Source organism: Thermodesulfovibrio thiophilus DSM 17215 (assembly GCF_000423865.1).
In the GTDB taxonomy this organism is placed as follows: Bacteria; Nitrospirota; Thermodesulfovibrionia; order Thermodesulfovibrionales; family Thermodesulfovibrionaceae; genus Thermodesulfovibrio; species Thermodesulfovibrio thiophilus.
In genome coordinates this window covers 106,644-119,353 of sequence record NZ_AUIU01000015.1, presented here as the reverse complement: position 1 = coordinate 119,353, position 12,710 = coordinate 106,644, and the positions used below count along the sequence as shown (strand labels likewise).

At 33.5% G+C, this 12,710-nt stretch carries 11 protein-coding genes; 9 read left to right on the top strand and 2 right to left on the bottom strand.

Annotated elements, in window-relative coordinates:
• Positions 1-56 precede the first annotated feature (56 nt).
• The 4 genes from pal to G581_RS0107325 all read left to right on the top strand — a co-directional run bounded on the left by pal (position 57) and on the right by G581_RS0107325 (position 4,265).
• Positions 57-608: a peptidoglycan-associated lipoprotein Pal gene (pal, locus tag G581_RS10965; protein WP_038065453.1), complete on the top strand. Its 552-nt coding sequence runs from the start codon at positions 57-59 to the stop codon at positions 606-608.
• Positions 605-1,453 (top strand): tol-pal system protein YbgF, encoded by an 849-nt coding sequence (gene ybgF, locus G581_RS11695; RefSeq protein WP_051179021.1) that lies wholly within the window; start codon positions 605-607, stop codon positions 1,451-1,453. The genes pal and ybgF overlap by 4 nt, the downstream gene beginning before the upstream one ends.
• Positions 1,450-2,421 carry a GTP 3',8-cyclase MoaA gene (gene moaA / locus G581_RS0107330; protein WP_028845272.1) on the top strand — a complete coding sequence of 324 codons (972 nt, stop codon included), beginning with the start codon at positions 1,450-1,452 and terminating at the stop codon, positions 2,419-2,421. The genes ybgF and moaA overlap by 4 nt, the downstream gene beginning before the upstream one ends.
• Positions 2,422-2,483: 62 nt before the next feature.
• Complete coding sequence (locus tag G581_RS0107325) at positions 2,484-4,265, top strand: ABC transporter ATP-binding protein (protein WP_028845271.1); 1,782 nt, start codon at positions 2,484-2,486, stop codon at positions 4,263-4,265.
• On the opposite strand, the gene G581_RS0107320 is transcribed toward G581_RS0107325, so the two are convergent.
• Positions 4,243-5,118, bottom strand: a complete 876-nt coding sequence (locus tag G581_RS0107320; protein ID WP_028845270.1) for a lysophospholipid acyltransferase family protein — start codon at positions 5,116-5,118, stop codon at positions 4,243-4,245. The genes G581_RS0107325 and G581_RS0107320 overlap by 23 nt on opposite strands.
• 64 nt (positions 5,119-5,182) lie before the next feature.
• On the opposite strand from G581_RS0107320, the gene G581_RS0107315 reads away from it, so the two are divergent.
• Positions 5,183-6,724 (top strand): bifunctional aminoglycoside phosphotransferase/ATP-binding protein, encoded by a 1,542-nt coding sequence (locus G581_RS0107315; protein ID WP_028845269.1) that lies wholly within the window; start codon positions 5,183-5,185, stop codon positions 6,722-6,724.
• Positions 6,725-6,755: 31 nt separating this feature from the next.
• Here the strand turns inward: G581_RS0107315 and polA are convergent, their stop codons facing one another.
• The gene (gene polA / locus G581_RS0107310; protein WP_028845268.1) at positions 6,756-9,314 is read right to left on the bottom strand and encodes a DNA polymerase I; all 2,559 of its coding nucleotides are present in this window, start codon (positions 9,312-9,314) and stop codon (positions 6,756-6,758) included.
• A gap of 92 nt (positions 9,315-9,406) precedes the next feature.
• Here polA and G581_RS0107305 point away from each other — a divergent pair, with 92 nt between their 5' ends.
• From G581_RS0107305 to G581_RS0107290, 4 genes are read left to right on the top strand one after another with little or no spacing between them, the layout of a single operon-like run.
• Positions 9,407-10,231 (top strand): transketolase, encoded by an 825-nt coding sequence (locus G581_RS0107305; protein WP_028845267.1) that lies wholly within the window; start codon positions 9,407-9,409, stop codon positions 10,229-10,231.
• Positions 10,218-11,201 carry a transketolase family protein gene (locus G581_RS0107300; RefSeq protein ID WP_083962657.1) on the top strand — a complete coding sequence of 328 codons (984 nt, stop codon included), beginning with the start codon at positions 10,218-10,220 and terminating at the stop codon, positions 11,199-11,201. The genes G581_RS0107305 and G581_RS0107300 overlap by 14 nt, the downstream gene beginning before the upstream one ends.
• Positions 11,198-11,848, top strand: coding sequence for a cell division ATP-binding protein FtsE (gene ftsE / locus G581_RS0107295; protein WP_028845265.1), 651 nt, complete (start codon positions 11,198-11,200; stop codon positions 11,846-11,848). Before G581_RS0107300 ends, ftsE begins: the two co-directional genes overlap by 4 nt.
• A complete protein-coding gene (locus tag G581_RS0107290) occupies positions 11,845-12,708 on the top strand; it encodes a cell division protein FtsX (RefSeq protein ID WP_028845264.1) in 864 nt (287 codons plus the stop codon). The genes ftsE and G581_RS0107290 overlap by 4 nt, the downstream gene beginning before the upstream one ends.
• Positions 12,709-12,710 lie beyond the last annotated feature (2 nt).

Genomic DNA, 12,710 nt, shown 5'->3' with positions numbered 1-12,710 from the left:
ATATGTATGAAAAAAATTAAAAACCCCGCATTAAAAAACATTCTCTGGAGGCAAAAATGCATTTCAAAACTATTTTTCTGATTATTTTTTGCATTTTACTTGTAGCTGGCTGCGCTGAAAGGAAAATTTATATGCCAGGAGGGCAAACAGGTGCTGAAGGAATTACATCAAAGCAAGAACAAAAAGCCGAGGTTGAAGAGACAAAGCCTTCTGAAGAAGAAAGTTTATCATCCGCTCAAATGTCAGAGCTAATTAAAAAGCTTCAGGAGCAAATAGGGGATATTCATTTTGATTTTGATAAATACGATATAAAACAAGAGGACATTCCGACATTAAAACAAGTAGCTAAAACACTTCAAAAATATTCAAAACTGAAAGTTATCATTGAAGGACACTGTGACGAAAAAGGCACTAATGAATATAATTTTGCACTGGGTCAAAAAAGAGCAAACGCTGCCAAACAGTATTTAATAAATCTTGGAGTTATGTCTTCAAGGATAGACATAATAAGTTATGGTGAGGAAAAACCTTTATGCATGGAACATACCGAAGAATGCTGGCAGAAAAATAGAAGAGCACATTTTGTATTTATTGAGGAGGCCAGATGAAAAAGGGAATTAGCCTTATATTTGCTGGATTTGCATCAATAGCTTTGTTTGGTTGTGTAACCACCGGAGAATTTGATCAGATGAAATCAGATATTGCAAAACTTTATGTGGAAAATAGTGAACTGAGAAAAGAGATTTCTGAACTTAAAACAAGGGTTGATAATCTTTCTTCTGATCTTAACACAACAGTTGCGTTAAAAGAAGGACAACTTACACTTATTGCTCAGACACAGGATTATGTGAAAGAGCTTCAGATTCTTAAAGGAAAATTTGAGGAAAGCTCCTATAATAATGAAAAAAGATTCAAAGAACTAAATGATAAAATAACAGAATTACAGGCAAAACTTACTCCATCTGCTCCACCAGTCGAGAAACAGGAACCTGTACAACCTCCTAAAGAAACATTAAAGGATCCAAAACAACTTTATGATGATGCTCATATTGATATAAAAAATAAAAATTTTACATCTGCCAGAGAAAAATTTCAGGAAATAATTAAAAATGATCCAGATTTTGAACTTGTTCCAAATGCCTATTTCTGGATTGGAGAAACTTATTATGGCGAGAAAAAATATGAAGATGCTATTCTTTCTTATGAGGAGTTTCTTAAAAGATATCCAAAACATGATAAGGCACCAGGAGCACTTCTTAAGGAAGGGATGGCATTTTTAGAGTTAAAGGATAAAAAAACCGCAAAAGTAGTTTTTGAAAGAGTAATTGAAAAATATCCTCAATCCAAGGAAGCCACAATTGCCCAACAGAAAATAGTAGAAATACTTAAAAGTATGAATACTGGAACTAAATCAACACCGAAGAAAACCACAACAAAGAAAAAAAGAAAATGAAAGACCAATATAACAGAGAAATAAACTATTTAAGGGTTTCTATTACCGATAGATGCAATTTAAGATGTATCTACTGTATGCCTGAAGAAGGCATAAAACAAATACTGTCTCATCAAGAAATTCTCACTTATGAAGAAATTTTAAGAGTTATAAATATTGCAGTCACTCTTGGAACATCTAAAGTAAGGATCACAGGTGGAGAGCCACTGGTAAGAAAAGGAGTTGTTGGATTCATCGAAAAACTGGCAAAGATTGATGGAATCAATGATATAGGGATAACCACAAATGGAGTGCTGCTCAAAAGCTATGCAAAAGATCTTTTTGAAGCAGGATTAAAAAGACTGAATATAAGTCTTGACTCGCTTGATGAAAAAAAATTTAGTATGATAACAAGATTTGGTCATTTAAAAGATGTCCTTGAAGGAATTGAAAAAGCTAATGAGATTGGCTTTACACCAATAAAAATCAATGTTGTTGTAATGAGAGGAATTAATGATAATGAAATAGAAAAGTTTGCTCAATGGAGCAAAGAAGTGCCTTATCAGATTAGATTTATAGAATTTATGCCTCTTGGAGGATTAAAGCTCTGGAGTAAAGAGCTTTTTGTATCCTCAGATGAAATTAAATCCAGAATACAAACCACAGTAGGAAACTTAATTTCGGTTCAGGTAAAAAAATCTGGTCCTGCTGAGTATTTCATGTTGCAAGGAGCAAAAGGACTTCTTGGATTTATAAGCCCTATGACAACTCATATGTGTGCAAGATGCAACAGGCTCAGACTTACAGCAGATGGAAAACTCAGAGCATGTCTTTTTTCGGATAAAGAGATTGATTTAAAAAAGCATTTAAGAGCTGCTTCATCGGATAAAGAAATTAGAAAAATTCTTATAAAAACAATCCATTCAAAACCTCAAGCTATGTCAAAATATATAAAACCTCTACGCCCCATGTCAACAATAGGAGGTTGATTGTTTTTTGAATTTTATGTTTTTTAAGATTAGTTTCTAACAATTTTTTATAACCTATACACATGGAAAAGAATATGGAAATACAAAGACAGTTTAAAATAAAGTATAAAAAAAAATGGATTGATGATCTTGCTGTATTCTGGAGACTTATTAAAAAACATAGATTGAGATTTCTTATAGCAATGATTTGCAGTATTGCTATATCAGGGACAAATGGAGCTATTGCATGGTCTGTTAAACCAGCAATGGACCAGATTTTTGTTAAGAAATCATCAGAGTATCTTTATCTCATTTTAATTGCTGTTGTAATTCTTTTTACCCTTCGAGGACTTTTTACATTTTTTAATAACTATCTTATGAGTTCTATCGGTGCAAATATTGTAAAGAGCGTACGAGAGGCTGTTTACGATAAGCTTCTAAGGCTTCCTTTTTCATTTTTTTGCAGAGATAGCTCTGGCAATATTATTTCAAAATTACTTAATGATATTGACCTTCTTAACAATACCGTGTCATATACAATAAAAAACTTCATCGTTGAAGGACTTACAGTGGTTGTGCTTGCTGGTGTTGCATTTTATCGCAAATGGGACCTTGCTTTGCTTTCCTTTGTTGTTATTCCTTTAATGGTTTATGTGATGACAAAGCTTGGAAAAAGAATGAAAGATATAGGAATGAAAACTCGTTTAAGAATTGCCAGAGTCACAACACTTCTTCATGAGGCATTGCATGGAATAAAGATTATTAAGGCGTTCACAATGGAAGATGACATGATTAATAGATATAGGAAAGCTCTTAATGAGCACTACAGAAATATAATGCGGGAAGTGAAAAACGAAGAATTCACAAGCTTAATAACTGAAATTATTGCAGGAGTTGGTGTAGCAATGATACTTTTTTATGGTGGCTGGCTTGTAGTCAATGATAAAATTTCATCTGGAGACTTTTTTTCTTTCGCAACCGCTGTTATGCTTATGTACACACCTCTTAAAAGACTTACAAGAGTGAATGCATTATTTCAGAGGGGAAGAAATGTTGTTGAAAGATTGAGAGAAATCATATTTGTAAACCATGAAGCAGAAGAAGGAATTAAAAAAGAGATTAAAGGGCATATTACCTTTAAAAATGTTTCATTTAAATACCCTGTTTCAAAAGACTATGCATTGAAAAATATTAATATTGATATAAAACCTGGAGAAACAGTTGCAATAGTTGGCCCTTCTGGATCAGGAAAAAGCACAATAGCAGACTTAGTAGCTGGATTCTGGTATCCAACTGAGGGAGAGATTTTAATTGATGGAATAAGCACAAAGCAGTATTCTCTACATACCTTGCGTTCTCAGATAGCCCTTGTTACACAGGATATAGTTCTATTCAATGATACAGCTATGAACAATATAAAATTTGGGAATATTTCTTCAACTGATAAAGAAGCCATAGAAGCTGCAAAAATGGCAGATGCTCATGATTTTATAATAAATCTTCCAGATGGTTATAATTCTATAGTTGGTGAAAAAGGAATTTTACTTTCAGGTGGACAAAAACAGAGAATTACCATAGCAAGAGCAATTTTAAGAAAACCTAAAATTTTACTACTTGATGAAGCAACTGCATCTCTTGACACAGAATCAGAAGAAAAAATTCAACGAGCACTTGAAGAAATGATAAAAGGCAGAACAACCATAGTAATTGCCCACCGACTCTCAACAATAAAAAGAGCTGACAAAATTATTGTCATAGATAAAGGAAAAATAATTGAACAGGGAACTCATGAGGAACTTCTGTCTCGTGAAGGACTATACAGGGAGTTATGGCATCTTCAGTTTACAGAAGCTTCATCTTCTTAAATCTTCTGTGAAACCAGTAATATTGCTCAGGATGTTGCAATATAATACTCTCAAGAAGTGAATTATATTGCTCAATATATTCAACAATATTTTTATCGTCAGACATATTTATTGATTGATAAACTTTTATTTTATATATATTTTCTTGCCTTGTAATGAAAACAGGAATAACAGGACACATCTTTCTTAAAGCAATTAAAAAAGCACCTTTCTGACATTGCACAAGCTTACCAAAAAACCTTGCATAAACTCCTCTTCTTGACTGATCAGCAAGTATAAAAACAATCATATTTTTATTTAATGCCTTTATTATTTCCTTCGGAACTTCTCTGTCAGAACAAAATGGAATTGGATAAATTTTATAAGAACTGATAAGCCTGTAAAGAAAACCCTCTGGAAGATATTTCCCCTCTTTAAAAAGAACAGCCACAGGATATCCTTTTTCTGCAAGCCATGCAAGCATTATAGGAATGTTTCCAATATGGGCACTTAAAGCAATAACTCCTTTACCTTGTTTCAATGCATCATCAAGATGTTCAAGGCCTGCGGCAACTGCCCAGTGAGACAGCGGCTCCTTTTTTTTTACAATAAATGCAACTTCAAGAGCAATTGAAATCACTTCCTGAAGAAATTTTTTTAAAATATCTTTTAATTCTTGCTCATTATATTTATTTTCAAAAGCAATTTTAAGATTATCTAATGTAATAGATTTACGTGACCATGGAAGACGATATAAAATAGTTGCTATGATTTTTGAAATTTTAGGGAGTTGTTGTTTCCTCAACAACTTTCCAAGCCAGAAGAAGAGCCTGAGCCCGCCTTTAAAAACAATATGTTTAAATAAAGATTTCATGAAGTCTAAAAAATAATTATAATATCCTTATCCAGGAATTACAAGAATTAAAAATGGAGAACATATGATAAACTGGGCACATGCTTTAAATATAAACTCCTTTCCGGATAAACCAGAAAAGCTATGGGTTGAGCAGACTCATATATCGTATGTTTTTATTGACCGGTTTGTTTACAAAATAAAAAAGCCTGTAAATTTTGGCTTTCTTGATTATACGACTCTTGAAAAAAGAAAATTTTTCTGTGAAAAAGAGATTGAACTGAACAGTAGGCTATGTCCTGATATCTATCTCGGAGTTGTGCCTATTTCAGAGACAAAATATGGCTATAAAGTTGAAAACAGTGAAAATCCTGTTGAGTATGCTGTAAAGATGAAAAGACTTCCGGAAGAAGGAATGATGCAAAACATATTGAACCAGGATGCTCTAACGAAAAAACATATTGATTTAATTGTTGATATTTTAGTTTCATTTTACAAATCAGCAAAAACAGGTACTGGAGTTAATGAATATGGCTCAATAGATACTGTTTCGTTTAACACTGAAGAAAACTTTGCACAGACAGAGAAATTTGTTGGCAAAGCTTTAAATAAATGGAGATATAATGCAATCATCAACTGGACCAGAACTTTTATTAAGAAGAATGCCTCAGTTTTTCATAGTCGCATAAAAGAAGGTTATATTCGTGAAGGACATGGAGACCTTTATTCTGCCAATATATGTTTTGACAATCTTAAAAAAGTTTATATATTTGACTGTGTTGAGTTTAATGAAAGATTCAGATGCGGAGATGTGGCAGGTGACATAGCTTTTTTAAGTATGGACCTTGACTTTCACGGTTATTGGGAGCTTTCAAAATATTTTATAGAAAGCTACATTGAAAGATCAGGAGATAGAGGTTTAATTAAAGTTCTTAATTTTTACAAATGTTACCGTGCCTATGTAAGAGGTAAAATTGCCTGTTTTACATCTGAAGATTCATCATTAACAGACAAAACAAGACAAAAGGAACTTGAACAAGCTCAGAGATATTTTGACCTTGCCTGTATTTACAGTGGTTTCAAACCCCGGATTTTTGTGGTTTTTGGCTTTTCAGGAACAGGAAAGTCAACAATTGCAAGAGAATTAAAGAATCACACTCTTTCTAACTTGATTGCATCAGATATTGTAAGGAAAAACCTTGCCGGACTGCCTCCAGAGGAGCATAAATATGAACCATTTGAACAGGGAATTTACACTCAGGATTTTACTGATAAAACGTATAAAAAAATGATAGACCTTGCTAAAGAAGAGTCAAAAAAAGGAAGAGATGTTATTCTTGATGCCACATTTCTTAAAAAACACCACAGAGAGCTGGTCATGACAGAACTTTGTTTAGCAGATATTTACTGGATCTGGAGTACAGCAGAAGACAGTGTCATAAAGGAAAGATTTAAAAAAAGAGCATTAGATCCGGATATTTCAGATGCGAGGTGGGAAATTTATTTAGCTCAAAAGAAACGATTTGAAGAACCAATCGAAATTTCTTCCGAAAAACTTATAAAAATTGATACAACCAAAAAAATTGAAACTCTGATTGAAACTATAACAACCAGAGTTTATAAATAGAAGTATCTGCTCTTAGAGACAAACTTATATTTTATAGATTCAGGCTCTTTCCAGTAAATACATTGACCTCAAGAGGAACTTTTAAATTAAAATCTTTCATTTCATTCTGAACAATGTCACTTACTCTTCCTAGTAATTGTTCTTTAACCTCAAGCACTATTTCATCATGAATCTGTAAAATAATCTTTGCATTCAGCATCTCCTGCCTGATTCTATTATGAATTTTTACCATTGCGATTTTTATGATATCTGCTGCAGTTCCCTGCACTCTTGCATTCACAGCAATTCTTTCTGCCTGTGATCTGAGAAATTGATTTTGACTGTTAATTTCAGAGACAGGTCTAATTCTTCCAAAAAGTGTTTTTACATAGCCATTTTCCTTTGCAAATTCGATGCTTTCTTCAATAAATTTTTTTACCTGTGGATATCTCAAAAAATAAAGATCAATCAGCTCCTGAGCCTTTTCATAGGGAATTTTTATCGATTCAGAAAGTCCAAATGGGCTTATTCCGTATGAAATACCAAAATTCACTGTTTTGGCAATTCTTCGCTGTTCCTCAGTAACATCATTTTCATTAACTGAAAAAATCTCAGATGCCGTGGCATTATGAATATCTTTACCCTCCTTAAATGCTCTGATTAAAGCAGGATCTTCACTAAGATGAGCCAGAAGTCTCAGTTCAATCTGAGAATAGTCAGCACTTAAAAACAAAAAGCCATCTTCAGGAACAAAAACTTCTCGTAAAAGCTGAGCCCACTGTCCTTTTACAGGAATATTCTGAAGATTTGGTTCGCTGCTAACAATTCTTCCTGTTCCAGCTACTGTTTGAGACCATTTTGTATGTATTCTATTGGTTGCGGGATTTATGTGATCTTTTAAGGGGAGAAGATATCCTGTTAAAAGTTTATTCAGCGTACGATAGTTAATCACTTCTTGTGGTAGTTCATGCTGTACAGAAAGTTCTTCAAGAACCTCCATCTCGGTTGAACGTGCCTTTTTACCTCTTTTTCTGGATTTAAGTCCGAGTTTATCATATAAAACCTCTGAAAGCTGTTTTGGAGAGTTAATGTTAAACTCAGCTCCAGCGAGTCCATAAATTTTTTCTCTGAGTTTGTCAAGCTCAAAAGATATCTGTTTTGTGAGAGCCTCAAGTTTGTCAATATTAATTTTTATACCGGCTTCTTCCATCTCAAAAAGAACATCTATCAAAGGCATCTCAATATCAAAATAAAGTCTCTCAAGCTCTTTTTCTTTCAGTTCTCTATGTAGTTTTTCGTAAAGTTCAAACATTATCAAATTGGAAGATTCTAGACTGTCGTAGAGCTTCCCAAGAAACTCAAGTGTAATTTCATTGAAATTGTATTTTCCTCTATTTGGATTTATCAAATAAGCTGCTATCATAATATCAAAGTAAGGAGAATAGAGTTTCATGCCTGCATGTTTAAGTTTTTTTAATATCTCTTTTGCGTTATATACAATCTTCAATGCATCTAAAGATAAAATTTTGTTCACTTTAGAATCCTGTAAAGCTACTTCGTAGATATCTCCATTAATTCCTATATTTATCGTATAATCATCTTTTGAGTTGATTACTTTTGAAGTTGTCTTAAAAATATCCGATTTATTCTCAGTAAGAGTTAGCGTGAATACTCCTTTTTCATGTATTTTTTCTAAAATCCGTTCAATCCCGGCTTTTATTGTTGTTATAGCATCAGAGTTTCTAATTTCATTGTTTTTAGTCACAACCTCTTTTAAAAGCGTGCTGAACTCAAATTCCTGAAACAATTGTGTGAGTTTGTCATTATCCTGCTCCTTTATTTTAATGTCATCGATTTGTAGTTTGATTGGAGCATCACTCTTCAATGCTACAAGTTCCCTGCTAAATTTTAGAGAATCTATATTTTTTCTGATAAGTTCAGCCACCCTTGCAGGCTTGATTATGTCAAGATTTTTCAATATAGCTTCAACAGAACCATATCTCTTCATAAGCTCTGCTGCGGTTTTTTCTCCAATACCCTTAACTCCGGGAATATTATCAATACTATCCCCTGTAAAGGCCATGAAATCATTGAGTTTTTCTGGAGGAATTCCGTATTTTTTAATTACATAGTCTCTATCAATGATAAGGTTACTGAATGGATCATATATTTTTACATTATCAGAAACAAGCTGAAGCATATCCTTGTCAAGACTGACAATAAAAATATTGTTAGTAATTGATTGGTTATTGAGATTTAAAACTACTGTAGCTATAATATCATCAGCTTCATAGCCAGGAATTTCAATCCTTTTTATGCCAAAAGCATCAATAATTTTTTTTATTTGCTCAAGTTGAATCGGTAAATCCCCGGGTGTTTCAGGCCTTGTTATTTTATAATCCTCATACACTATATGCCTTTTTGTAGGATGAGGGCTATCAAAAGCAATGAGTAGATACTGAACATCCTTTTCTTTAAGAAGTTTGAGAAGCATTCTTATAAATCCATAGATTGCATTGGTTGGAAAGCCTCTGGATGTGATCAAAGCCTTTATAGCGTGATAGGCTCTGTAAACAAAACAACTTCCGTCTAAAAGATAAATTTCATCCATATCTTTAAGATACCACGAAAATGAATATGCTGTCTTTTTTCAGATTTTTGATTTATAATTAAAAAATCAATCAACAAATTGAGGTGGATGCAGTGGCAGATATAGAATTTTTAAAAGATAAAGCAAGACAACTAAGGATTGAAATTGTTAAAATGCTCACTAAAGCAGGATCTGGACATACAGGAGGAAGTCTTTCTGCAGCGGATATTGTAACTGCTCTTTATTTTTATAAAATGAAACACGACCCACAAAACCCTCGATGGAAAGAGCGTGACAGATTTGTTCTTTCAAAGGGGCATGCTGCACCGGTGCTTTATGCAGTTCTTGCATTATCAGGTTATTTTGATAAGTCATTACTTGGAAGTTTACGAAGGCTTAATTCACCTCTTCAGGGACATCCATGCTGTAAGAGCATTCCAGGCATTGAGGTCTCCACTGGTTCACTTGGTCAGGGGCTTTCTGTTGCAAATGGAATGGCTCTTGGATTGAGGCTTGAGAGGATTTTATCAAGAGTTTACTGCCTATTAGGAGATGGAGAAATTCAGGAAGGTCAGATTTGGGAAGCTGCCATGACGGCTGCTCATTATAAAATAGATAATCTCTGTGCAATAGTTGATCATAATAATTTACAGATTGATGGATATTGTTCAGATGTTATGAATGTCGAACCAATAGAAGATAAATTTATAGCTTTTGGATGGAATGTTTTTACAATCGATGGGCATGATATGTACGAAATTATTAATGCTCTTGATGAAGCTGAAAAGATAAAAGAAAAGCCTACAATGATTGTGGCAAACACTGTGAAAGGTAAAGGAGTTTCTATATTTGAAGGCAAAGTTCAATATCATGGGATGGCTCCCACCCATGAAGAGCTGGAGATTGCACTTAAGGAGTTAAAAAATGGGCAAAACTGAATCTATTTGCAGTTTGAGTGATTTATCCGAATTCTACGGAAAAGATATGGCAACAAGAGATGCTTATGGGATTACCCTCGTTGAACTGGGAAAGAAAAATCCTGACATAGTTGTTCTTGATGCTGATCTCAGTTGTTCAACAAAAACGGCAAAGTTTGCAAAACTCTTTCCTGATAGATTCTTTAATATGGGAATCTCTGAACAGGATATGATTGGAACAGCAGCCGGACTGGCTCTAACTGGAAAAATTCCATTTGCGTCAACATTTGCAATATTTGCAACCGGTAGAGCATGGGAACAGATAAGACAGACTGTTTGCTACTCAAATGCAAATGTAAAAGTTGTTGCAACACATGGAGGAATTACAGTTGGAGAAGATGGTGCAACTCATCAGGCATTAGAGGATATTGCCCTCATGCGTGTTATTCCGGGAATGAGTGTTATTGTGCCTTCAGATGCATATGAAACTGCTCAGAGTATTGTAAAAGCATCAGAATATTATGGCCCGGTGTATATAAGGCTTGGCAGAGCTAAAGTTCAAGCGGTAATGCCTGAAGATTACAGATTTCAGATTGGTAAAGCTTATATATTTAGAATTGGTAAAGATGCAAACATAGTTGCCAATGGATTGATGGTTTCAGAAGCACTGAAAGCAGCTGAGGTCTTGCGTAAAGATGGCATTGATACTGGTGTGGCAAACTTTTCATCAGTAAAGCCACTTGATGAGGACGCATTATTTAAAACTGCAAAAGCTTCAAAATTAGTCATAACAGCAGAAGAACATTCAATAATTGGAGGGCTTGGTTCGGCTGTCAGTGAATTTTTGGCTGAAAACCATCCTGTTGCTATAAAAAGAATCGGGATAAGTGATAGTTTTGGATGTTCTGGCCCATCAAAAGAATTGCTTAAATTCTATGGGCTTACAGCTGAAAATATAGTTAAAATAGTTAAAGAATTTTTTAAAAAATGATAACTTTTTCAGGAGTTTTTAAGTATTATAGCTCAGTAGCGGTTTTACAGGATCTTTCTTTTAATATAGAAAAAGGAGAGCTTGTTTTTATAACAGGTCCTTCTGGAGCAGGCAAAACAACGCTTCTTAAATTAATCTTTGGAAGCGAAGTCCCTGATGAAGGGACAATAAAAGTTGAAAATTTTGACCTTTCAAATATTAAACATTCAGAGATACCTTTTTTAAGAAGGATCGTAAGTTTTGTATTTCAGGATTTCAGGTTAAGGCATGACCTTACAGTATTTGACAATATAGCCCTTCCACTCAGGGTTATTGGTGAAAAAGAAAGAGATATAAGACAGAGAGTGCTTGATGCTCTGAAAGATGTTGCCTTAAGATCAAAGGCAGACAACCTTGTTAGAACTCTCTCTGGTGGAGAGCAGCAGAAGGTTGCAATAGCACGAGCAATCATTATAAATCCTCATATAGTTCTTGCAGATGAGCCAACAGGTAACCTTGATCCAGAGGCTTCACAGGATATTATGGCTCTTTTTAAAAGAATAAATGCCAAAGGATGCAGTGTTGTTATTGCGACACATAATTCAGAACTTTTTAAAAATACACATTACAGAGTTTTTAGTTTAAAAGAAGGGAAAATTATACAATGAAAAGACATATTATATCTGCAATTAAGGGATTATGGATTAATAGATGGTCAACTTTGCTGTCAATGCTCAGTATTGGAATATGTTTTTTTATTGTGACAGGCGTTTCTCTACTTCTTTACAATCTTGAGTTGTTTACAAAGAAGCTTTCAACAAAAGCTGCTATTGTTATTTATTTAAAAGATGGAGTAAGTAAATCTGAAATTTCTTCTATAACTGATCAACTAAAAAAATCTGGAGTTTTTTCTAGATTACAGTATATTTCAAAAGATGAAGCGTTAAAAGAAATGAAAAATATTATTGATCCCTCGATGATACAACTCATTGGATATAATCCTTTATCTGATACAATAGAGGCTTTTATAAAAGAAGAAAGTTTGCAAAATATCGAAGAAATAATAAAAAAAATTAAAGGATTTGGAAGTGTTGATGATATTTACTATCCAGCTAAAATTATAAATGGATTAAAGATAATAAAAGTAACTTTATGGAATTTTGCTTTAGTCGTATTCTGTTTTCTTTTACTGGCTGTTTTATTTATAATTTATGCTACTGTAAAAAGTTTTTACTGGAAAAAAACAGAAGAAATTGAAATTTTAAAACTTCTCGGTGCAACTCCTTCATATATAAGATTTCCATTTTTAATAGAAGGCGGAATTCTCGGTCTTGGAGGAGCTTTGTTTGCAACTATTTTAATGATAATAGTATATTTTGTTATACATTCAAGAAGTTTTTCAGAATTTCTGCCTGCTATTACTACTGTAGCATTTCCTTTAGAGATTTTCTGTGTCTTGCCATTGTTTGGTATATTTTTTGGAATGTTTTCTTCATTTTTTGCACTTGGAAGAATAAAATATCAATAGCA

Bases quoted from the DNA above. Each gene is read 5' to 3' on its own strand.
- pal (WP_038065453.1), top strand. From the start codon at position 57: ATGCATTTCAAAACTATTTTTCTGATTATTTTTTGCATTTTACTTGTA.
- ybgF (WP_051179021.1), top strand. From the start codon at position 605: ATGAAAAAGGGAATTAGCCTTATATTTGCTGGATTTGCATCAATAGCT.
- moaA (WP_028845272.1), top strand. From the start codon at position 1,450: ATGAAAGACCAATATAACAGAGAAATAAACTATTTAAGGGTTTCTATT.
- G581_RS0107325 (WP_028845271.1), top strand. From the start codon at position 2,484: ATGGAAAAGAATATGGAAATACAAAGACAGTTTAAAATAAAGTATAAA.
- G581_RS0107320 (WP_028845270.1), bottom strand. From the start codon at position 5,118: ATGAAATCTTTATTTAAACATATTGTTTTTAAAGGCGGGCTCAGGCTC.
- G581_RS0107315 (WP_028845269.1), top strand. From the start codon at position 5,183: ATGATAAACTGGGCACATGCTTTAAATATAAACTCCTTTCCGGATAAA.
- polA (WP_028845268.1), bottom strand. From the start codon at position 9,314: ATGGATGAAATTTATCTTTTAGACGGAAGTTGTTTTGTTTACAGAGCC.
- G581_RS0107300 (WP_083962657.1), top strand. From the start codon at position 10,218: ATGGGCAAAACTGAATCTATTTGCAGTTTGAGTGATTTATCCGAATTC.
- ftsE (WP_028845265.1), top strand. From the start codon at position 11,198: ATGATAACTTTTTCAGGAGTTTTTAAGTATTATAGCTCAGTAGCGGTT.
- G581_RS0107290 (WP_028845264.1), top strand. From the start codon at position 11,845: ATGAAAAGACATATTATATCTGCAATTAAGGGATTATGGATTAATAGA.